The following is an 18,793-nucleotide window of genomic DNA, read 5'->3' on the forward strand; positions in this document are numbered from 1 at the left end:
TGAGAACCGGCCTCAGCACTCACGCCCCCAGCGCTGCTCCCGCCACTCCCCGTACCGAAACGGCCCGGCCCGGAGCAGGTCGCTCGCGAACACGAAGCCGTATCCGCCCCGGCCACGCCGCACCCGGCCCGCCGAGGGCGCGGGGAAATGCGTCGGCAGCAGGACGGAGTCGCCCGCCTCCTCGAGAATGCGGCTCCGAACCCTCGCCGCTTCCTCCGGATCGACGCAGTACCTCGTGCTCAGCTCCGGATGCCGGATCTGCACTCCGTGGTGCATCGTGTCCCCAGCGAGCAGCACGGTCCCAGCGCTGCCGCGGACCCGCACGCACACATTCCCCGGCGTGTGCCCAGCCGCCGGAACGAGTTCGGCGTGCTTGCCCAGCACCGCGTCCGGGGCCACAAAACTCAACTGCCCGGCCTGCTCGATCGGCAGGACGCTGTCGGTCAAGTAGTCGCCAGTCCGGCGCATGGCCGCCCCGCCGGCCTCGCTCGACCAGTACCGGAATTCCTCCTCGACCATGAAGTGCGGCGCGTCCGGGAAGACCGGTTCCCGCTGCACAGTGGCGGCCCCGACGTGATCGGTGTGCAAGTGGGTGAACACCACCGCGTCGACTTCCGCGGGGCGCAGCCCGGTCGCGAGGAACTGCCGCATCCACCGGTCCGGCAGCTGATCGAACTCCGCGCGCCGACGGTCCTTGCCCGCCCCGACGCACGCGTCGACCACCAGCACTTCGTCCGTCGAGCAGACGAGGAACGACTGGATGGCGAAGACCAGCTTCCCCGCCGCGCGGTCGAACCACGGCTCCTGGGCGTCCCAGCCGGCCAGGTCCGGTTCGAGTCCCGGGAAGAACTCCCCGGGCTCGATCAGCAGCCGGTCGTCCTCGATGAGGGGAACGACCGCGACGTCACCGAGATCGAACCAGTGCGCCATCGTGCTCCTTTCTCGCCTTCGGCCGCACCCGGCTCAGCCCCACCGCGCAAGCGATTGCGACCAGCACGGGAACGGCGGCCGCCAGGACGATCGTCTGCGCCGACAAGGCCAGCGCGAGAAGCAAACCCGCGACGCCCGGCCCGACGATCGACCCGATCCGCCCCAGCGCCGCGGCCCACCCGACGCCGGTGGTGCGCGTGTGTGCGGGATAGATCGAGACCGCGAGCGTCAGCTGGCCGATCTGCCCGGCCGTGACTCCGAAACCGGCACCGGCCAGCAGCACGAACAGCAGGGTCTCGCCGACCGGCACCGTCGCGACGAGGACCATGCACCCGGCCCCGATGGCGGGCATCAGGATCAGCGCGCGGGCGATGCCGATCCGCGCGGCGAGCGGGATGAGCACCAGGCCGCCCGCGATCCCGCCGAGGGTGAGGAACGCGAGTCCCAGCGGGGCCGTCCCGGCGGCGAACCCGTAACCGGTGAGCAGCGTCGGCACCCAGGAGATCAGCACGTACGCGGTGATGAAGATGAGGAACGAGAACGCCCAGATGAGCGACGTCGGCAGGCGCAGTCCCGGGCCGAACAGCCTGCTCACCTTGGCTTCCTGCTTCGCCGTGCTCTCCACCGCGGGCTCACGCGCGGGCAGCACCACGGCCATCACCGCAGCCAGCACCAACGGAGCCAGCCCGGCGACGTAGAAAACCCCGGCGGACCCGACGCTGTGCAGCAGCTTCCCGCCGAAGAACCCGCCGAGACTGCTCCCGGAAGCCAGCCCGAGGGTCACCGCCACGGAAACCAGCTCGCGACGGCTCTCCGCGCTGTGCTTCGTCGCGAGCGACACCCCGGCGGGCAGCACCAGCCCGAGTCCCAGCCCGGTGATCAGCCGGGCCGCGGCGAAGACCGGCATGGACTTCAGATGCAGGATCGCGGCGGTCAGCACGGTCGCGCCCGCGAAGATCAGGACGCCGGTGAGCACCACCGACCGCGCCTTCATCCGGGCGCCCACGTAACCCGCGGCCAGATATCCCAGGACAACCCCGATGTTGGTCAGCACCAGCGGCAGGGTGAAGGCGGCGGGGACGGAACCCCATTCGCGGGACAGCGTCGGGATCGTGAACGACAGCGCGGCGGTGTCGAAACCGTCCAGGAGAACAGCGAGAAAGCAGAGCAGGACGACGGGCCAATGAATACTCTTGCTCATGGCGTGTTCTCCAGTCTCTGAGGGGAATTCCCGATCCGGAAGCCGCTCTGCGGGCCGGGCTTGCCTGACCGCGCGAATTCGGTCCACCACAAGCGCATTTGGGTGCCTAGGCGTTCGACGTCAGCCCAGCTCGTGTCGCCCAGCATCGGGCTCCCGCGCCAGGATTCCGGGGTGCCCAGCAGGAAAGGCAGTTCGAGGCAATGGATCGCGCCGTAGCCGCCGTGGTCCGGAGTCCAGTCGAACTCGTAGGAGTACGCGCCGTACTGCTGTGCCAAGTCACGCGCCGGGCGAGCGAAAAGCGGCTCGGTCTGGACTGCGATCGCCTGCCGGATCCCGTCGTCGTGCACTCCGATCGCGAACGCCTCGCACTCCTGCGTGGTGTAGCCGATCATCAAGTCCGGCAACGGATCCGACAGCTGCACCTCGAGATCGACGATCCCGAACGGCGGCCGGGTCGACGTCGGATCCTTCGCCGCGTTCCACCGGAGAGTGCGCTGTTGCGCGGCCAGCAGCTGATCGACGGAAGCGGTAACGGGATCTCCGCCGACCGCGTCGACGAAATACCGGCCGATCTCCCGCGCTTTCCGGCGATCCTGGATGATCGCGGGATCGGGAGAACTCTGGACGATCGCCCGCCGGATGAGCGAGCGACTGTCCGGTTCGGACAGCAAGGCGAGCGTCGAAAGCGCGCCGGCGGACTGGCCGAAGACGGTGACATTGCCCGGGTCCCCGCCGAACGCCGCGATGTTGTCGCGCACCCATTCGAGCGCGAGCGCTTGGTCCGCCAGACCGAGATTGCCCTCGCTGACGCCGTCGTGGACCAGGTAGCCGAGCGCCCCGAGCCGGTAGTTGACCGACACGACCACCACGTCGCCGTCCGCGGCGAGCCGTCCGCCGTCGTACCAGGGCAGGGTGCCGCCGCCGCTCAGGAAACCGCCGCCGTGCAGCCACACCAGCACCGGGCGGGCACCGGTCAGCGCGGGCGTCACGACGGCGAGGTTGAGGCAGTCCTCGGACTGGGGCGGTTCATCCCGCGGCGGCCCCATCGCGGCTTCCAGCCGCGAGCCGAGCTGCGGGCAGATCGGTCCGGGCAACACGGCGTCGGAACGGGGCTCGGCTGGCCGCGGCAGCTGAAACCGCTCAGCGGTCCCGTACCGCACTCCGCGGAAACGCAGCAGGCCGTCGTCGCTTGAAGCGCCGAGAACCGGACCGGACGGCGGCCGGGCAGTGACGGGCTGGCTTTCGGTCATCGCGGCTCTCCTTTGAGCGGGGTCCGGCACCTTCGACCCGCAGTCAGGCTAAGAAAGTCCGGAATGCCTGACCAATGCTCTTTGCCGCCCGAGACATGTTTGCCCGGCTATACCTCACCGCGAAACGCGGCTCCCCGCCTCGGCCGGCTCGGCGCGCACCATCCGATGCGCGGGCTCGGCCCGCTTGCCGCCGCCGGAAAAGATGTCCGCGAGCTTCCCGATCAGCATCCCGAGCAGCGGAAGCCAGATCGGGCACAGCATCAGCACCAGCAGTGGCCCCATGATCTTGAAAATCTCGAGGAATCCATGCATACCAGCGTCACGCCTTTTCGGTCTCGGCCAGCAGCGTCGCGAGCGTGCGCACCGCACGGTGCTGCAGCGCCCGGATGCTGTTGGGGTTCTTGTTCATCGTTTCGGCGACCTCGGCGACGGACAGTCCGGCGAAAAACCGGAGCCGCACGCACTCGCGCTGCGGTTCGCTGAGGTCGGCCAGGCACCGGCGCAGCGCCGCCGCTTCGATGCGGGCCAGCGCGAGCCGGTCGGCCCCGCCGCGGACGTCCGGCCCGTCGTGGTCCTTCCCGTCGAGGAGTTCACGCCGGTAGCGGGCCGATTTGCGGTGGTCGCGCAGCAGGTTGTCGGCGATCGTGTACAGCCAGCCGGTGAACGAGCCGACATCCGGGCGGAAGTCCGGCAGCTTCCGCCACGCGCGCAGGAACGCCTCGCTCGTCAGGTCTTCGGCGACCGTCGCCGTCGGCACCCGCATCCGCAGGTAGCGGAAGACCGGCGGCGCGTGTTCCTGGTAGATGACGGCGAACGCGGCCTGGTCGCCAGACCGCGCCCGCCCCAGCAGCTCCGTCTCCACGCGGCCTCAATCCTGCAGCCGCAACGCCGCGACCGGGCACGCCTGCACCGCCGCGTCGACGAACTGCCGGTCCGCCTCGGGCGGGGTCTCGTCGAGAACCTGCACCACGCCGTCTTCCCCGACCTCGAAGAACTGGTCGGCCATCGCCTCGCACATGCCGAGGCCCTCGCACTTTCCGCGGTCCGCGACGATCTTCAGCACGCCGCCTCCCGCACCACGGGCACGAAGTCGACCTTGTCGCGCACGCCGCAATCGGGGCACGTCCAGTCGTCCGGGATCTCCGACCACGCCGTCCCGGCGGCGAAGCCCTCCAGTTCGTTGCCCTCGGCGACGCGGTAGATGTAGCCGCAGCCAGGGCAGCGCGCGGCATCCACGTCGTCGGCCAGTTTCGCTCGGGTGTCGGCGGCGGGTTCGTCCGCGGCGGCAGCGACGACCGGGTACTTCTTCAGCAGCGACGGGAGTTTGCCCGGCTGCACGTTCGCCTGCCGGATGTCGCCGTCGAAATGCCGGTAGACCCGCGGGTCCATCACCTTGCGGAACCACGCCGGGACCAGCGCGACGACCATCATCCCGGTGTAGCCGGTCGGCAGGACCGGGCTTTCCTTGAAGTCGCGCAAGGTCTGGAACCGGCGTGTCGGGTTCGCGTGGTGATCGCTGTGCCGTTGCAGGTGGTACAGCAGCACATTCGTCGCGACGTTGTTGGAGTTCCAGGAATGCGCCGGAGTGACCCGCTCGTACCGGGTCTTGGCGCCGTTGACGACCTGCTTGCGCAGCATCCCGTAGTGCTCCATGTAATTCACGATCTCCAGCAGCGAGAACCCGAACACCGCCTGAATAACCAGATACGGCAGGATCCCGACGCCCAGCCAGGCGATCAGCGCGCCCCACAGCACCACGCTCATCAGCCACGCGTTGAGCACGTCGTTACCGAGGCGGAACGGGTGGCTTTGCTTGCGGGCATAGCGTTTCCGCTCGACGCCCCAGGCACTGCGCAGCGAACCGAAGACTGTCCGCGGCCAGAACCGGTAGAAGCTCTCGCCCATCCGGCTCGACGCCGGGTCCTCCGGAGTGGCGACGCGAACGTGGTGCCCGCGGTTGTGCTCAATGTAGAAGTGCCCGTAGAAACACTGCGCCAGCGCGATTTTCGCCGCCCAGCGTTCGGTGCTTTCCCGTTTGTGACCGAGTTCGTGCGCGGTGTTGATCGCGATGCCGGCGACCGTGCCCAACGTGATCGCGAGGCCGATCTTGCCGCCGACGGACAGCTCGCCGCGCGCGAGCATCCACGCGCCCGCCACGAAACCGGCGTATTGCAGCGGCAGGAACAGGTAGGTGATCCAGCGGTAGTAGCGGTCCTCCTCCAGCGCCTCCATCACCTCGTCCGGCGGATTGGTGTGGTCGTATCCGGCGACGAGGTCGATCAGCGGCACGAGGACCAGCACGACGAGCGGACCGAGCCACAGGACGGCGTCGGACCCGGTCGCGGCGTGCAACCCGATCGCGCCGAACGGCAGCAGCGGCACCACGAGCCCGAGCAGCCACAGGTGCCGCTTCCGGTCGTGCCATGCGGTTTCGCCGTTCGCTCCGGCGAGGCGGTACTTCTTCATGGCGGCCTCCACGCGGTCTGTCGTTTTCCCGAAGGTAGGAATTCGCGGGCGGCGGGACACTGTGCGCGGAACCGAAACGCTCGGCTGCGTTGGGTCCCGGGCACGAACCGGGCGTACGGTGCTGCCTGTGACGTCGACGGCTGCCGCCACGCTGGCCAAGGTCGCGGACTCGGTCCTGGCCGAGCTCGCGCTGCTCTGCGCGCGGATCGTGGAGGAGATCGCCGAGGCGGTCCCGGTCCTCGCACCCGACGCGCAAGCCGGGGAGCTGCTGGAAAGCTCGGTCCGGGAAAACCTCGTCGCCGCGCTGGGCGTGCTGAGCGGCGCCACCCGGCCCGCGGACGTCGGAGCCCCGCCTGCCGCGCTGGAGTTCGCGCGGCGGCTGGCGCAGCGCCGGGTGCCGATCACCGCGATGCTGCGCGCGTACCGGCTCGGCCAGGCCTCCTTCCAGCAGGAAATGATCGCCCGGATCGCGGCCGAACCGGTCGCGACCGCGGAGATCTCGGCCGCCGCCACCGACTTGTCGCAGGTCGCGTTCACCTACATCGACAAGATCTCCGAGGAGGTGGTCGAGGCTTACCAGGCGGAACGCGACACCTGGCTGCGCCACCGCAACGCGGCCCGGCTCGCGAAGGTGCAGGCCGCGCTGTCCGGCAAGCCCGTCGACATCGCCGACGTCGAGAAAACCCTCGGCTACGCGCTGTCGGACCGGCATGTCGGCGCGGTGCTCTGGTGCGGTCCTGAGCTGGACGAAAGCGCGCGGCTGACCACCCTCGAACGCCACGCCGCCCTGCTCGCGAACGTCCTCGGGGCCACCCCGCTGGTCGTGGCCCCGGACGCCTCGACCGTGTGGGCCTGGTTCCCGACGTCGACGCTCGATCTCGACGCGGTGTCCGCCGCCCTCGCCAGCTCACCCGATCCGGTGCGCGTCGCGTTGGGCGACCCGGCGAGCGGTCTCGCCGGGTTCCGCACCACCCACCAGCAGGCCCGCCAGGCCGAAGCCGTGGCGCAGATGACCGAGCGGACGCAACCGCGGCCAGTCACCGCGGCGGCGCAACTCGGGCCGTTGGCGCTGGTCGCGGCGGATCCGTCGGCGGTCGCGGGCTGGGTCCAGGCGGTGCTCGGCGCGCTGGCCGACGACGACGAGGGGCACCGTCGCATGCGCGAGACGGTGTGGGCGTACCTGTCCAGCGGGAGCAGCCTGATGGTCGCCGCGCAGGAGCTCCACCTGCACAAGAACACCATCCAGTACCGGCTGCGCAAGGCCGAGCAGGAGCGGGGCCGTCCGCTGTCGGAGGGGCGGATCGACGTCGAGGTGGCGCTGCTGGCGTGCCGGCTGCTCGGTCCGGCGGTGCTGCGGCCGGTCGGCTGATTTGTGCCGCGGGACCAGTCGGGCCCCGGCCTCCCGGTCCGCGGACCGATGCCCTCGCCTGACCTCGGCGAGAAGACTCGGGCGAACGAGTTCGCCACCGCGCCTGCGAGGACAACGATGAACGACACCCGCGAAGAGACCGACGTCCTCGTGATCGGCTCCGGTTTCGGCGGTTCCGTGAGCGCGCTCCGGCTGTCCGAAAAGGACTACCGCGTCACCGTGCTGGAAGCCGGCCCCCGCCGTACCGAAGAGACGCTGCCCAGAACCTCGTGGGACGTCCGGAATTTCCTGTGGGCACCGCGCCTGGGCTGCTACGGAATCCAGCGCATCCATCTCCTCCGCGACGTCGTCATCCTCGGCGGCGCGGGCGTCGGCGGCGGTTCCCTCAACTACGCCAACACCCTCTACGAACCGCCCGCGCCGTTTTTCGAAGACCCGCAGTGGGCGCACGTCACCGACTGGCAAGCCGAACTGAAACCACACTACGACCAGGCCCGCCGGATGCTCGGCGTCACCCAGAACCCCACCGTGACCGCCGCCGATCAGGTGCTCCGCGAAGTCGCCGACGACCTGGGCGTCGGCTCGTCGTTCCGGCTCACCCCTGTCGGCGTTTTCTTCGGCGACAAGGAAACTCCGGCCGGAACCGTCGTGCCAGACCCGTTCTTCGGCGGTGCCGGACCAGCCCGCCGAACCTGCACCGAATGCGGGTCCTGCATGACCGGCTGCCGCGTCGGCGCCAAAAACACGCTGGACCGCAATTACCTCTACCTGGCTGAACAACGCGGCGCGAACGTCGTCCCGATGACCACAGTGCTCGACGTGCGCCCGGCGGACGGCGGCTACCTCGTCACCGCGGTCCGCACCGGAAAGTCGCCTCGCCGCCGCAAAAACGTGCGCACCTTCTTCGCCCGCGACGTCATCTTCAGCGCAGGCACCTACAACACGCAGAAACTGCTCCACCAAGCCCGCGAAACCGGTGCCCTGCCGCGAATTTCCGCCAGCCTCGGCCGGTTGACCCGGACGAACTCGGAATCCATCCTCGGCGCGAAATCGAAACGCAAGGACGTCGACTTCACCCACGGCGTCGCGATCACCTCGTCCGTCCACCCGGACGCGCACACGCACATCGAACCGTGCCGCTACGGCAAGGGCAGCAACGCGATGTCGCTGCTGCAAACCGCGCTCACCGACGGCGGAAAGCCTGTCCCGCGCTGGCTGACCTGGCTCGGCGCGTTCGCCAGGAACCCGCGGAACTTCACCTGGTTCTCGCCGCGCCGCTGGTCCGAACGCACCATCATCCTGCTGGTGATGCAAACCCTCGACAATTCGATCACGGTCTCGGGCAAACGCACCCGCACCGGACGGCACACACTGACATCCGCACCCGGCCACGGCGAACCGAATCCGACGTGGATCCCCGCCGGAAACGACGCCGCCCGCCGCGTCGCGGAGAAAATCGACGGCATCGCGGGCGGCACTACCGGCGAAATCCTGAACATCCCGATGACCGCACATTTCATCGGCGGCTGCGCCATTTCCGACGACCCGGCCAACGGCGTCCTGGACCCGTACCAGCGCATCCACGGCCACCCCGGCCTGCACGTCGTCGACGGCTCGGCGATCTCCGCGAACCTGGGCGTCAACCCGTCCCTGACGATCACCGCGCAAGCCGAACGCGCGATGTCCTTCTGGCCCAACCGCGGCGAGGAGGACCGGCGTCCCCCGCTGGGCGCACCGTACGCACGCATCGCCCCAGCAGCCCCGCGTCATCCCGCGGTCCCGGCCGATGCTCCCGGCGCGCTCATTCCCTGACCGCACCACAAACCCCGGCAACATTTCCGCAGCGGAATTAAGTACGCACACAGAAGCATTTCGGCCGCGAACCAGAACAGATGCACCGCGCCGCATGTCTTTCCTGCAAAAACAAAACCGACACATCCGTCGGCCCAACTGATTCGACTGAACGCCTGAGTGTCAGCCCCTGGCAGTCCTGCTAGCGTGTTCTGCGCGGAGCACTTCGCACATCCGGAAAGTTCATCAGCGATCGCTATCGAACCCATAAGAAATGCCATCAGAAGTGCGTACAGAGGAGGACTGGTTTCCGTGAAGACCCTTCCCGAACGCTATCAGGCCCCTGAGGCCTCCTCGGTCGGCTGCTTCGCGACCGACACCCGCCGGCTGCGCCGCGGCGCCCGCGACCACCGCCGGCACGGACGTCGTCGCCGCTGAGCGAACGATCCCTTCGCGGGCGGCGAGTGCGGCCCGCTGAACTGATCTGACGTGGCTGGAGGTCGAGTGAACCGGTCTTCAGCCACGTTCGTCATCTCGTCATTCACTCGTTGAGAGCTGGCTGCCGTGAAAACCCTCCCCGAGCGCTACCAAGCCCCCAAAGCCCGCCCCGCAGGCCGTTTCGCCACCGTCACCCGCAGCTTCGGCCGCGGCAACCGCGACGCCATCCTGCACGGACTCCGCCGCCGCTGAACACACGATCACCCCGCTACTGACCCGGCCGGAAGCCGAGCCAGCCCACAGCCACGTCCGTCGTCCGAATCGAACCCGGTCGGTGTGCCGATGAACGCACTCTCGAGCAGTCTCGTCGTCCTCCCCGACTCGCCGGCCGGCACCGCGCTGTTGCCGCGAGTCCCTTACCGGCGGCCGAGCGTCCTGTTCCATTCCTCCGGCCGGCCGTGGCTGGCCGGCCGCTGGGAGCCGGGCGAAATCCGGGTCGCCATCACGGGCCGGGCGCGCGTCGCGGTGTTCGGGTTCTGCCCGATGCCGGTCGAGCGGCTGACCGCGTACACCGCCCGCCTCCGGACCGTCTCCGACGCGGACGCCCTCGCCCGCGTCCTGCCCGGCAGCGCGCACCTCATCGCGTCGGTGAACGGGCAAACCCGCCTGCAAGGCACTCTCGCGAACCTGCGCCGCGCCTTCCACACCCAAATCGGCTCCGTCCCGATCGCAGGCACCCGCGCCGACGTCCTGGCCGAGATGACCGGAGCCGACCTGGACGAGAACCTTCTCGCCGCGCACCTGACGGAAATGCAGCTTCTTCCGCCGCTGATCGAGAAATCCTGGTGGCGCACAGTGCATTCCGTGCCGCCGGACTCCGCGGTCGTGCTGACCGACGACGGACCAGCCAGCACGGTGCGATGGTGGCGCCCGCCGGAACCGGACCTGCCGATCCGCAAGGGCGCTCCCGCGGTCCGCAGCGCTTTGCGGGAATCGGTCGCGGAACGACGTCCTGCGCAAGGCCGGTTGTCGCTGGATCTGTCCGGCGGAATGGACTCGACCACGCTGTGTTTCCTCGCCGCCGCGCAGACTCCCGACCTGTTCACCTTCCGGTGGTCCGGCGGCAGTGTCGCCAACGACGATCCGATCTTCGCCGCCGAAGCCGCCCGGCTGCTCCCCGGCGTCGAACACCTGGAACGGTCCGACGCCAGCGCGCCCGCGTTGTTCGCACCGCCCTACGCGACGGGCGATCTCGAAGCGCCGTGGACGATGACCCGGGGGCTGAACGGCTCCGCCCACGGCGTGCGCGTTCTCGCCGAGCACGGCTCGGGCCTGCACTTGGCCGGACACGGCGGGGACGAGGTCTTCAGCGGATCGGCCGGCTATCTCCACACGCTGGTCCGCCGCCGCCCGCTCACCGGTCTGCGGCAGCTCCGGGTCTACCGCAGCCTCGGCCGGTGGTCGTGGCCGCAAACCCTTGCCGCGCTGGCCGACCGGCAGAGCTGGGGCGACTGGTGGCGAGATTCGGCTGACCAGCTCACCGACCCCCTTCCCCGCCCGGGGACACCGGACCTCGGCTGGGCCGATCCGGTCCGAGCCGCGCCGTGGGCCACCGGGGACGCGCTCGCGACGACCCGCCGGGTCCTGTACGAGATCGCCGCCGAGGCCGTCCCGCTCGCCGCCGACCGCGGCCAGCACCAAGCGCTGACCAGCCTGCGCGCCGCCGGGCCGCTGTGCCAGCAGATCCAGCGCGAGTACGCCGCCGAGGGTGTCCCGCTCGACCTCCCGTATCTGGACGACCGGGTCGTCGAGGCCGCACTCGCGGTCCGGACGTCCGACCGCTTCACGCCCTGGCGGTACAAACCGCTGCTCGCCGACGCCATGCGCGGGCTCGTCCCGGACGTCATCCTCGACCGCACCACCAAGGGCAACTACCAGGACGATGACGACGCCGAGGCGCACCGGCACGTGCCCGACCTGCTCGACTACTTCGCCGATTCGGCCTTGGCGGCACGCGGCCTGCTCGACCTCGACGCGTTCCGCGCCTGCCTGCTCGAACCGCGGCTGGACGACGAGGTGGAAGCACACCTGGAAACCGCGCTCGGCTGCGAAATGTGGCTTCGGGCGATCGCCGACGCGCGGCCCGCGACCGACCGGAGGACCCATGCACCTGCACCCTGACACCGCGCTCACCGACACTCCGGACGGCTCGGTCCTGCTCAACAAACGCACCGGACGCTATTGGCAGGTCAACCGGACCGGCACGCACACTCTCGACCGCCTGCTCGCCGGCGAAACCGCGGACCAGATCGCCGCCGACCTCGCTGCCCGGTACGACATCGACGCCGCCCAAGTGCAGGCCGACATCACCGCGATGACCGAAAGCCTGCTCGCCGCCGGGTTGGTCGAACCGTCGTGAGCCAGCCGACTGTGGTACCCCACCGAATTCGCCTGCCACTGCATCGAAAACTGCTGCCGCTGCTCATCGTCGGCCTCGCGACCGTGCTGACCGCGTTGTCCCCCAAGCATCTCTGCGCGATCCTGCGCTTCGCCCGCCGAGGCGCTCGCCCCGCCACCTTCGAACAAGCCCGCTTCGCGCGTCGATCGGTCGTCGCGATCAGCCTGCGCTGCGCAGGCGACGGTTGCCTGCTCCGCTCCGTCGCCGCCGCACTGCTGTGTCGCGTGCACGGCACCTGGCCGACCTGGCGCACCGGCGTGCGCACGCAACCCTTCAGCGCCCACGCGTGGATCGAAGCCGACGGCCAGGTCGTCGACGAAATCCATCCCGCGGGTTATTTCGCTCCGCTGCTGACCGTCGCCCCGCTAAGGACTGCCCGGAATGACCGTCACCGCCCCTGAAACCAGTACGTCGGCCACCGAGCAGCCCGCCCGTTCCCGGGTGGGTCTGCGCCATCTCTTCGCCGCCACCCGCGGGCACCGCAGAAACATCGCCGTCGCACTGCTTTTCACCCTGGTCGGTGCCGGACTTGGCTTGCTGCAACCAATGCTGGCCATGCAAACCATCGACGCCGTCGGAGCCGGCGGTGCCGTCGGCTGGCTGTTAGTCGCGCTCGTAACCGTGTTCGTAGCCGAAGCCGGCGCGGACACCATCGGCCGTTACTGGCTGGAACGCTCCGGCGAAGGCGTCGTACTAGGCCTGCGAGTTCGCCTGATCAGCCACCTCCTGCGCTTGCCGATGCGACTGTACGACCACCACCGCATCGGAGACCTGCTGTCCCGAACGACGGCCGACACGACCCTCCTGCGCGACACCCTCGCCTACGACCTGGTCGAAATGCTCACCGGCAGCTTCGTAGTCATCGGCGGCACCGTTGCCATGCTCTGGCTGAGCCCCCTGCTGTTCGGCATCGTGGCTGTCATCGTCGGCGGTGTCGGCGGCGTAACGCTGTTTGTGCTGGCACGCATCCGAAACGCCACCGAAAACGCGCAAGACAACCTGGGCCTGATGGCTGCGGAACTGGAACGAGCCCTCAGCGCCATCCGCACCATCCGCGCCACCCGCGCGGAAGACCGGGAAACCGCCCGCATCGGCCACTACGCCCACACGACGTATCAAGACAACGTCCGCGCCGCCCGCCTCAACTCGATCGCCGGCCCAGCAGTAACCCTCTCCGCCCACGGCGCCCTCATCGCTGTGTTGGTGACTGGCGGAATCCAAGTAGCCAACGGAAATCTCACCCTGGCCGAACTGGTGGCTTTCCTGCTCTACGTCAGCTACATCGCCGTCCCCAGCGCAGGCCTGTTCGAACTGGCCGCCACCATCCAAAGAGGACTGGCCGCGTTCCAGCGAGTCCACGACATGACCCGGCTCCCCACCGAAACCGACCACACTCCCACGTCCCTGGTTTCCCCAGCCTCCGCACCGGTCCTGGAACTACGCGACGTCTGGTTCAGCTACCACCCCGACCGCCCAGTACTGCGCGGCGTCTCCTTCACCGTCCCGCGCCGAGGCCATGTCGCTCTGGTCGGCCCTTCCGGAGCCGGAAAATCCACGATCCTCGCGCTGATCGAACGTTTCTACGAACCCGACCGCGGAACCATTCTGTTCAACGGATACCAGCCGTCGATCGCCGAATGCCGCCAGAGAATCGGCCTGGTAGAACAAACAACCCCCATCCTGCACGGCACCCTGCGCGACAACCTCACCTACGCCGCCCCCGACGCGACCGACGAGCAGATCCGCGACGTCCTGGAGAAAACCAACCTCACCGAATTCGTCTCCCGTCTCCCCGCCGGACTGGAAACCCCAGCAGGCGAACACGGCGGCATGCTCTCCGGCGGCCAACGGCAACGATTGGCCATCGCCAGAGCCCTGCTGGCACGCCCGGAACTGCTGCTCCTGGACGAGCCAACGTCCCAACTGGACGCAGCCAACGAAGCCGCTTTCGCGCAGACGCTGGATCAGGTTGCCGGAGAATGCGCGCTACTGGTCATCGCCCACCGCCCAGCTACCGTTCGACGAGCGCAGACAGTGATCGCCTTGGAGCAAGGACGGATCAGCACCGACGCGGGCCTAGTCCCCTAACGCCTCACTCTCCTACCTGCGAAAAGCAGCAGACTCACAGCCAAAATCGCGCCCCCAAGCCACGCCAGCCCCGTCCCCCACAACCCCGTGTAGTGATAAGGCCGCTCCGATTCGGGGACCGTCACCGCGATCTCGTCCACCCGATCCTGGATCTGCCGCTGCTCAGCCTCGCTCAACCCGCCTACCGCAAGGCCCTTGACCAAGTCCCCGATCTCACCGTTCTGCGCAGGCGTGAACCCAGGCAATGTCGTGCTGCCGCCGAACGAGAACTGCGGATACGCCGTGCAATCCATCGCCTCACCGGTGTCGACGCTCAAATGCAAGTGACGCTTCTCGTCGCAGGCATCACCCTCATGCCCAAACTCGATCCGGTAAGCGTCATCGACGTCGCCCTGCTGACCGAGCCCGGTGATCAGGCACCCGACACCGGAAAAGAGCGCCGCCGCAAGCAGAACGCGAGAGACGACCTGCCGCGCTGAAATCCTCATGACGCCCCAGTCTCAGCCATTCGCGCGGGACCGGTCCCGCTTCGCATACGGTTGCTGGGTGACCGATGGCGAGCAGCCAGACCTGGACGAGATCGAGGAACACTTCGTCGCACTGCTCGACGGGCGAATTACCCGCGACGCTGTCGACCGCTGGGCCGGTCGCTGGCTGGCCGACGACAGTCTCTCGTGGGATGAGCTGAACTGGTGGGCCTTGGGTCTTCTTCATGGAATCGACCTGCGCCACGGCCCCGGCGGCGCCTACCTGCATGACGACAGCCAGGTACAGGATTGGCTAGCCGAGTTCAGGAGCCGCCGCACCCGGTAACCGCTCGATACCGGCTGCCCATCGATCGGCCGACTTCGAAGATCAACGCCCCGGAAGACGGTAGAAGTTCTCTCATGCCTCTGCCCTCTCGGTCCGCCGCCCGACTCGCGACACTGGCCCTCGCGCTAGCCCTCACCAGCGGCTGCAGCCAGAACCCCCCCTACGTCCCCGAGGGCTACGCCAAGATGATGAAGCTCCCCGACATCGACCAGGCCAAAGCCACCTACACCGCCATGGTCACCGCCATCCGCGACCGGCTCACCGCCGAATTCGGCCGCACTTGGGAAAAAGGCTCCGAAGTCAACAGCTATACCTGCGGCATTGGCTACATCGGTGTTGGCTCCGACAGCTTGAAGCTGCATCTGCCCATGTGGAAGTCGTCCGGCAGCCTGGCTGAGGCCGACTGGCCCCGTGCCCAAGCCCTGGTCGGGCAACTCGCCGCGGGCTACGGCTTCAGACCCGCTCCTGAGGCCAATCAACCTGGCAACCACACCATGGGGTACACCGACCCCAACGGCGCGATGCTGCACTTCGGCACCGGCAACTTCACTGTCATCGAGGTAACGACAGGCTGCCACTTGACGGCCGAAGCACACCGCCGCGGCGGCCCCACACACGATTAGACCTCGGCGAAACCGGCTCCGCGTCAAGACCCACCCGGCGATCGAACGCAGCTGTCTCTGCTGACCGGGCAAGAACATCGAGGCGCACACCTGGTGCAGCGAAAACGGTGCCTCTGACGGGGTTCGAACAGCATCCCCACGAGCGCCGCCTGCTCGCAGAGCAGCCATTAATGCCGCGCGAAAACAGGGTTCGACTCGTCCTTCCCTCCAGGCTGGCGATCTCCGGCAGATCGGCGGGCAGTAGCTTGTCCTGGACCGCTGCCTCGTCGATGTACTCAACCGGGCACCCCCAATTGCAGGGGTCTCGAACAGACGACGGAGATGCTCTCCTTCCCCCGCTTGCCAGGATCGGCCCTGTCGGCATCGTCAAGTTCGGTGATAGCCGCCGGCACTGCCAGCCAGAGTGTGCTGCGCACGACCCGCCTGACAGCTAGACTTCCGAACACGTTCCGAATACGATGGGGCCATGATCCCCGCAGCAGACCTTTCCGGGGCGACTCGGCGCTCCTCGGATCTGAGCAAGCACTCGGCCGAGGTCTTCGCTGAGGCCGAAGACCACCCAGTGACAGTGACTCGCCGTGACGGCGAGGCGCTGGTCTTGATGTCGAAGCGTGAGGCTGAAGGCCGCTCGCGACTGCTCGATTTCGCAGCTCAGCTCATCACCGTCACCCTTGACGACCAGGGCACACTGGCTGACCGCATGGCCAAGGTTTTTCCATGGATGCTGGCGCTCTCGCCCGCGGACCGGGCGTCGTGCGCTCAGGACCTCGTCGACGCGGCGCGAGCATCCTTTTCGACCGACCAGCCTCATCTGGCGATCGCCGAGCTGACGTCCTGGAAGGAGACGGCTACGGCTGTCGCTGCGGGGCTGGGCCGCACTGACCTCGAATGGCTCGACGAGGACGAAACCGTGGAGCGTCCCTGACCGTGGCGTCGGCCAAGAAGGGGGAGCTGGTCCCTCGTCCGCCCAAGAAGATCGAGTACGAGATCCGCTTCGCCACCACTGACGCACTGAAGGGCTGGCGGGATCTCGTGGCCACCATTCGCAATGCGATGGCGGACACCTGGGACTTTCTGACGCGGACGCCACAGGCCACGACGCCGACGAATTACCGTCTGAAGGGCGAGCTGAAGACCGTCCAGCGGGGCGGCAAATCCTATGCGCGCTGGCAGCACAAGCCAACGGCTGGAGGGTCAGCGCGCATTTGGTTCTACGTCTCAGAGCGCACGGTCTATCTCGAGCAAGTGCATACACATCATCCGAACGAGACCAAGTAACCGCGGCTGAGTGTGTTTTTGCCTGCTGTTCAAGCGAAATCAGCGCGGCGCATGCTCGGACGGCTCGTGCGGTGGCCGGCGCAGTCCTGGCGTACGCGGCCCAGCAAAGCGCTATCGGTGCTTGTCCCGGCTGAGCGAAAGGCTTCGCTGCAGAAGTTCGAAGCGGACAAGCAGGCTACGGCAAGGATCTGCCGGATCTGATGCGTTGGCCTGCGACGCGTTAACCAGCTCAAGACGGACAACGGAGACCGCAAGCTGCCGGTGCCTTCCCGGCGGGTCGCGATGCTGCGCGAGCGACTGTGGATCGCCCGGAAGACAGCCGAGGTCCTACCAGCCCGGCCTTCTCGGACTCGCTGGGCGGGATTCGCGGCCCTTCGAGTACCCGGCGGGACATCCGCAACAAGCCGTCGATGACACAGGACGTGTACATGGACCGCTCGACGGTCCCACCGGCCAACGCCAGCGCACCGGAAAGCATGCGGCTCGACCCAGCCTCCGGCAATTCCGGGGATAAACCGGGGGGTTGCTCTTGGCCGAACCTCGGAAGAGTCGTCCTGACCAGAGAAAACGGTGCCCCCGACGGGGTTCGAACCCGCACTGGGTCGATTTTAAGTCGACTGCCTCTGCCAATTGGGCTACGGGGGCCCACCCACCCTAGCGAACCCCGGCCCATGCACGACAAAGCCGGGCCGCCCGAAGACGACCCGGCTTCACCAACGAACGGCTCAACCCTTGCTGGCCCGGTTGAACTCTTCCTTCGGGTTGTTGATCTGCCCCAGCGAGATGACCTCGCGCCGGAACAGCCCGCCCAGCATCCAGTCGAACAGGATGCGGATCTTGCGGTTCCACGTCGGCATCGCCTTGAGGTGGTAGGCGCGGTGGAAGAGCCACGCCGGGAAGCCCTTGATCTTCAGGTTCAGCGCGTCCGCCACGCCCTTGTGCAGGCCGAGGCTCGCGACCGCGCCCAGGTTCTTGTGGTAGTAGTCCTTCGGCTGTCCGCCGCGGATCACCTTGATGATGTTCTTCGCCAGCAGGCGGGCCTGGCGGACCGCGTGCTGGGCGTTCGGCGGGCAGGTCGCCGTCGGGTCCTGCTCGGTGCGCGAGAGGTCCGGGATCGCCGCGTTGTCGCCCGCGGTCCAGACGTCCGGGTGGCCGACTACCTGCATCGCGGCGGTGGCCTCGACGCGGCCGCGCTTGTCGAGCGGCAGGTCCGAACCGGCGAGGACCGGGTTGGCCTTCACGCCCGCGGTCCAGATGATCGTGTCGGTGTCGAACTCGGTGCCGTCCGAGAGCACGACGTGGCCGTTTTCGAACGACTTCGCCGCGGTTGACAGGTAGACCTCGATGCCGCGCTTCTCCAGCTGCTGCACCGTGTACACGCCCAGCGTCTCGCGCACCTCGGGCAGGATCCGCCCGGCCGCCTCGACCATCACCCAGCGGATGTCCGCGGGCTTGATGTTCGGGTAGTAGTTCTCGACCGCGAAGCGGGTCATGTCCTCGAGCTCGGCCAGCGCCTCGATGCCCGCGAACCCGCCGCCGACCACGGTGAACGTGAGCAGGCGCTTGCGCAGCTCGGGATCGAGCGTGCTGGCGGCTTCGTCCAGCTTGGTCATGATGTGGTTGCGCAGGTAGATCGCTTCGCCGATGGTCTTGAAGGCGATGCCCTCCTCGGCGAGGCCGGGGATCGGCAGGATCCGCGCGACGGCGCCGAGCGCGACCACGAGCACGTCGTAGTTCAGCGTCTCGATGTGGCCGTCGGCCGCCTCGACCGTGACGGCCTTGCGCTCGTTCTCGATCTTCGTGACCCGCGCGGTCAGCACGTGGCAGCGCTTCAGCACGCGGCGCAGCGGCACGACCACGTGCCGCGGCTCGATCGCGCCGGCCGCCGCCTCGGGCAGGAACGGGGCATAGGTCATGTGCGGCTGCGGGTCAACGACGGTCACGGAGGCCTCGTTGGCACGCAGCATCTTCTGAAGCCCGTACGCGGTGTACAGGCCGACGTATCCACCACCGAGGACGAGGATCCGAGTCGGTTCCGACTTCGCAGCAGCCATGTACCTATAGTCGCACTTCCGAAGCGGCTCCGCT

Annotated in this window: 21 protein-coding genes and 1 tRNA gene; 12 read left to right on the forward strand and 10 right to left on the reverse strand. The window is 68.2% G+C overall.

Going from position 1 to position 18,793, the window contains the following annotated elements; translation table 11 throughout:
* Positions 1 to 12: 12 nt before the first annotated feature.
* The 7 genes from L3Q65_RS30105 to L3Q65_RS30135 form a co-directional block, all read right to left on the reverse strand.
* A complete protein-coding gene (locus L3Q65_RS30105; RefSeq protein WP_237597249.1) occupies positions 13 to 930 on the reverse strand; it encodes an MBL fold metallo-hydrolase in 918 nt (305 codons plus the stop codon).
* Positions 905 to 2,131, reverse strand: a complete 1,227-nt coding sequence (locus L3Q65_RS30110; RefSeq protein ID WP_237597250.1) for an MFS transporter — start codon at positions 2,129 to 2,131, stop codon at positions 905 to 907. Before L3Q65_RS30110 ends, L3Q65_RS30105 begins: the two co-directional genes overlap by 26 nt.
* Entirely contained in the window at positions 2,128 to 3,381 is a 1,254-nt protein-coding gene (locus L3Q65_RS30115; protein WP_237597251.1) for a carboxylesterase family protein, read from the reverse strand. The genes L3Q65_RS30110 and L3Q65_RS30115 overlap by 4 nt, the downstream gene beginning before the upstream one ends.
* A 114-nt stretch (positions 3,382 to 3,495) precedes the next feature.
* A complete protein-coding gene (locus L3Q65_RS30120) occupies positions 3,496 to 3,663 on the reverse strand; it encodes a hypothetical protein (protein ID WP_182889845.1) in 168 nt (55 codons plus the stop codon).
* Positions 3,664 to 3,700: 37 nt separating this feature from the next.
* Complete coding sequence (locus L3Q65_RS30125) at positions 3,701 to 4,243, reverse strand: RNA polymerase sigma factor (RefSeq protein WP_182889844.1); 543 nt, start codon at positions 4,241 to 4,243, stop codon at positions 3,701 to 3,703.
* 6 nt (positions 4,244 to 4,249) lie between these two features.
* Entirely contained in the window at positions 4,250 to 4,441 is a 192-nt protein-coding gene (locus L3Q65_RS30130) for a ferredoxin (protein ID WP_182890235.1), read from the reverse strand.
* On the reverse strand, positions 4,438 to 5,847 hold the full coding sequence (locus L3Q65_RS30135) for a fatty acid desaturase (protein WP_182889843.1): 1,410 nt from the start codon (positions 5,845 to 5,847) through the stop codon (positions 4,438 to 4,440). Before L3Q65_RS30135 ends, L3Q65_RS30130 begins: the two co-directional genes overlap by 4 nt.
* 127 nt (positions 5,848 to 5,974) lie before the next feature.
* On the opposite strand from L3Q65_RS30135, the gene L3Q65_RS30140 reads away from it, so the two are divergent.
* The 8 genes from L3Q65_RS30140 (at position 5,975) to L3Q65_RS30165 (ending at position 13,991) form a co-directional block, all read left to right on the forward strand.
* Entirely contained in the window at positions 5,975 to 7,216 is a 1,242-nt protein-coding gene (locus tag L3Q65_RS30140; RefSeq protein ID WP_237597252.1) for a CdaR family transcriptional regulator, read from the forward strand.
* A gap of 117 nt (positions 7,217 to 7,333) precedes the next feature.
* A complete protein-coding gene (locus L3Q65_RS30145; protein WP_237597253.1) occupies positions 7,334 to 9,028 on the forward strand; it encodes a GMC oxidoreductase in 1,695 nt (564 codons plus the stop codon).
* A 291-nt stretch (positions 9,029 to 9,319) separates the two neighbouring features.
* Positions 9,320 to 9,445: a hypothetical protein gene (locus tag L3Q65_RS47405; RefSeq protein WP_255751035.1), complete on the forward strand. Its 126-nt coding sequence runs from the start codon at positions 9,320 to 9,322 to the stop codon at positions 9,443 to 9,445.
* A 126-nt stretch (positions 9,446 to 9,571) separates the two neighbouring features.
* Positions 9,572 to 9,697 (forward strand): hypothetical protein, encoded by a 126-nt coding sequence (locus tag L3Q65_RS47410; RefSeq protein WP_255751036.1) that lies wholly within the window; start codon positions 9,572 to 9,574, stop codon positions 9,695 to 9,697.
* Between the two features lie 90 nt (positions 9,698 to 9,787).
* Positions 9,788 to 11,626 (forward strand): asparagine synthase, encoded by a 1,839-nt coding sequence (locus L3Q65_RS30150; RefSeq protein ID WP_182889840.1) that lies wholly within the window; start codon positions 9,788 to 9,790, stop codon positions 11,624 to 11,626.
* Complete coding sequence (locus L3Q65_RS30155; RefSeq protein ID WP_182889839.1) at positions 11,610 to 11,864, forward strand: lasso peptide biosynthesis PqqD family chaperone; 255 nt, start codon at positions 11,610 to 11,612, stop codon at positions 11,862 to 11,864. Before L3Q65_RS30150 ends, L3Q65_RS30155 begins: the two co-directional genes overlap by 17 nt.
* Positions 11,861 to 12,304, forward strand: coding sequence for a lasso peptide biosynthesis B2 protein (locus L3Q65_RS30160; RefSeq protein WP_182889838.1), 444 nt, complete (start codon positions 11,861 to 11,863; stop codon positions 12,302 to 12,304). Before L3Q65_RS30155 ends, L3Q65_RS30160 begins: the two co-directional genes overlap by 4 nt.
* Entirely contained in the window at positions 12,285 to 13,991 is a 1,707-nt protein-coding gene (locus L3Q65_RS30165) for an ABC transporter ATP-binding protein (protein ID WP_182889837.1), read from the forward strand. The genes L3Q65_RS30160 and L3Q65_RS30165 overlap by 20 nt, the downstream gene beginning before the upstream one ends.
* Here the strand turns inward: L3Q65_RS30165 and L3Q65_RS30170 are convergent.
* The gene (locus tag L3Q65_RS30170) at positions 13,988 to 14,479 is read right to left on the reverse strand and encodes a hypothetical protein (protein ID WP_182889836.1); all 492 of its coding nucleotides are present in this window, start codon (positions 14,477 to 14,479) and stop codon (positions 13,988 to 13,990) included. The genes L3Q65_RS30165 and L3Q65_RS30170 overlap by 4 nt on opposite strands.
* A gap of 58 nt (positions 14,480 to 14,537) precedes the next feature.
* Between L3Q65_RS30170 and L3Q65_RS30175 the strand changes: the two genes are divergently transcribed.
* The 4 genes from L3Q65_RS30175 to L3Q65_RS30190 all read left to right on the forward strand — a co-directional run bounded on the left by L3Q65_RS30175 (position 14,538) and on the right by L3Q65_RS30190 (position 16,705).
* A complete protein-coding gene (locus L3Q65_RS30175) occupies positions 14,538 to 14,804 on the forward strand; it encodes a hypothetical protein (RefSeq protein ID WP_182889835.1) in 267 nt (88 codons plus the stop codon).
* A gap of 74 nt (positions 14,805 to 14,878) precedes the next feature.
* Positions 14,879 to 15,427 carry an LppA family lipoprotein gene (locus L3Q65_RS30180; protein ID WP_255751037.1) on the forward strand — a complete coding sequence of 183 codons (549 nt, stop codon included), beginning with the start codon at positions 14,879 to 14,881 and terminating at the stop codon, positions 15,425 to 15,427.
* A gap of 466 nt (positions 15,428 to 15,893) precedes the next feature.
* Positions 15,894 to 16,352 (forward strand): prevent-host-death protein, encoded by a 459-nt coding sequence (locus L3Q65_RS30185; protein ID WP_182889833.1) that lies wholly within the window; start codon positions 15,894 to 15,896, stop codon positions 16,350 to 16,352.
* A 2-nt stretch (positions 16,353 to 16,354) separates the two neighbouring features.
* Complete coding sequence (locus L3Q65_RS30190) at positions 16,355 to 16,705, forward strand: hypothetical protein (RefSeq protein ID WP_237597254.1); 351 nt, start codon at positions 16,355 to 16,357, stop codon at positions 16,703 to 16,705.
* 571 nt (positions 16,706 to 17,276) lie between these two features.
* Here the strand turns inward: L3Q65_RS30190 and L3Q65_RS30195 are convergent.
* Positions 17,277 to 17,350: transfer RNA gene (locus tag L3Q65_RS30195), tRNA-Leu, on the reverse strand.
* Positions 17,351 to 17,430: 80 nt separating this feature from the next.
* Positions 17,431 to 18,759 carry an NAD(P)/FAD-dependent oxidoreductase gene (locus L3Q65_RS30200; protein ID WP_182889831.1) on the reverse strand — a complete coding sequence of 443 codons (1,329 nt, stop codon included), beginning with the start codon at positions 18,757 to 18,759 and terminating at the stop codon, positions 17,431 to 17,433.
* Positions 18,760 to 18,793: the final 34 nt, after the last annotated feature.

The organism is Amycolatopsis sp. FU40, assembly GCF_021903635.1.
GTDB classification, from domain to species: domain Bacteria; phylum Actinomycetota; class Actinomycetes; order Mycobacteriales; family Pseudonocardiaceae; genus Amycolatopsis; species Amycolatopsis dendrobii.

Excerpts from the sequence above, each read along its gene's own strand:
- L3Q65_RS30105 (WP_237597249.1), bottom strand. The coding sequence starts at position 930 with ATGGCGCACTGGTTCGATCTCGGTGACGTCGCGGTCGTTCCCCTCATC.
- L3Q65_RS30110 (WP_237597250.1), bottom strand. The coding sequence starts at position 2,131 with ATGAGCAAGAGTATTCATTGGCCCGTCGTCCTGCTCTGCTTTCTCGCT.
- L3Q65_RS30115 (WP_237597251.1), bottom strand. The coding sequence starts at position 3,381 with ATGACCGAAAGCCAGCCCGTCACTGCCCGGCCGCCGTCCGGTCCGGTT.
- L3Q65_RS30120 (WP_182889845.1), bottom strand. The coding sequence starts at position 3,663 with ATGGGGCCACTGCTGGTGCTGATGCTGTGCCCGATCTGGCTTCCGCTG.
- L3Q65_RS30135 (WP_182889843.1), bottom strand. The coding sequence starts at position 5,847 with ATGAAGAAGTACCGCCTCGCCGGAGCGAACGGCGAAACCGCATGGCAC.
- L3Q65_RS30145 (WP_237597253.1), top strand. The coding sequence starts at position 7,334 with ATGAACGACACCCGCGAAGAGACCGACGTCCTCGTGATCGGCTCCGGT.
- L3Q65_RS30150 (WP_182889840.1), top strand. The coding sequence starts at position 9,788 with ATGAACGCACTCTCGAGCAGTCTCGTCGTCCTCCCCGACTCGCCGGCC.
- L3Q65_RS30155 (WP_182889839.1), top strand. The coding sequence starts at position 11,610 with ATGCACCTGCACCCTGACACCGCGCTCACCGACACTCCGGACGGCTCG.
- L3Q65_RS30165 (WP_182889837.1), top strand. The coding sequence starts at position 12,285 with ATGACCGTCACCGCCCCTGAAACCAGTACGTCGGCCACCGAGCAGCCC.
- L3Q65_RS30170 (WP_182889836.1), bottom strand. The coding sequence starts at position 14,479 with ATGAGGATTTCAGCGCGGCAGGTCGTCTCTCGCGTTCTGCTTGCGGCG.
- L3Q65_RS30180 (WP_255751037.1), top strand. The coding sequence starts at position 14,879 with ATGCCTCTGCCCTCTCGGTCCGCCGCCCGACTCGCGACACTGGCCCTC.
- L3Q65_RS30185 (WP_182889833.1), top strand. The coding sequence starts at position 15,894 with ATGATCCCCGCAGCAGACCTTTCCGGGGCGACTCGGCGCTCCTCGGAT.
- L3Q65_RS30200 (WP_182889831.1), bottom strand. The coding sequence starts at position 18,759 with ATGGCTGCTGCGAAGTCGGAACCGACTCGGATCCTCGTCCTCGGTGGT.